A 1,114-nucleotide genomic window follows, 5' to 3' on the forward strand; every position below is an offset into this window, starting at 1 on the left:
CTTTGACACACTCTTATGTGTCGCAGGATTAATCAAAGCAGAAGGAACCACCACAAACTAAAACAACATGCCTATCATCAACACAAGAGTTATCCATTATCACGAGAGATAGCTCCTTTGGTAAGTTGGCTGATATCGAGCAAACGCAGAATACTTGCATTTACGATTGCATAGATGTCTTCATCAGGAGTTTGAGAGCGGAATCCTACTATAGTCTCAATGCCCATTACATAACAATCTTCATTAGAAAAGACTGATACCTTATATCTCTTTATGCTTTGAGTGAGAGCTAAAGCTAAATCTACGAGTATATCGCGATGAGCTTGATTCTTCCGATAGGTCCGCCTCGCTTCAATGAGAATTTTCCCCATGATTGAAGGTGGAGAAGAAATTATCACGGGAACCCGCTCGTCACACCACACGCCAACAACAGCTGTATTTTCTTCATTGAAAGATACATAAATATGGTTGTTCCGAAATACTGATTCGACATGCTTCAACGTTGACACCGCACGAGCCTGACCATAACTATCCCATTCTCGTGTCATCATAATTGTGGAGTTATAGAGAGCTTCACTTAGCCAAGCAAAATAGATGTCATTTAAGAAAAGAGCATTCTGTATTTCTTGAGCTGTTTCATCAAGGCTATCTGCATAGTTATCGGTAACCATAAATGAATGAAAACAAACTTTTCCATCTTCTGCATTCTGTAGAAATGTACTCGGTTGCGCAAAATTTGAGTTCCACGTATTTACAGTCTCAGCAGCCTTACGATAGTCGCTTCCTGACATATCTTTATTCCACAGTCCATGAAACTCAAGAGAGGCCTCTTTAATGTCGATACGCACAATCCCGCCATTAAGCTGAATAGCAATTGAATCATCCATTTGACTAACTTGAAAATCTTGAGAACCTAGATAATCCGCTAGCCACTCATGCGCCTCTTGTGAGGAAAAAAATATAGGATTATGCTCAAGACTGTGATTTTCTAATGGCTCCATAGCTCTAATCTTCCCTATTAATAGACTCGCAACACACTATGTGCATGTTGTTTTAGTTTGTGGTGGTTCCTTCTGCTTTGATTAATCCTGCGACACATAAGAGTGTGTCAAAG

General features: G+C 39.9%; 1 protein-coding gene. It reads right to left on the bottom strand.

The genetic code is table 11. The features are described from left to right. Positions 1–89: 89 nt before the first annotated feature. Complete coding sequence (locus ACFQY8_RS03375) at positions 90–1,001, bottom strand: hypothetical protein (protein ID WP_377938504.1); 912 nt, start codon at positions 999–1,001, stop codon at positions 90–92. Positions 1,002–1,114: the final 113 nt, after the last annotated feature.

This window comes from Alloscardovia venturai, from assembly GCF_042676605.1.
Lineage (GTDB): Bacteria > Actinomycetota > Actinomycetes > Actinomycetales > Bifidobacteriaceae > Alloscardovia > Alloscardovia venturai.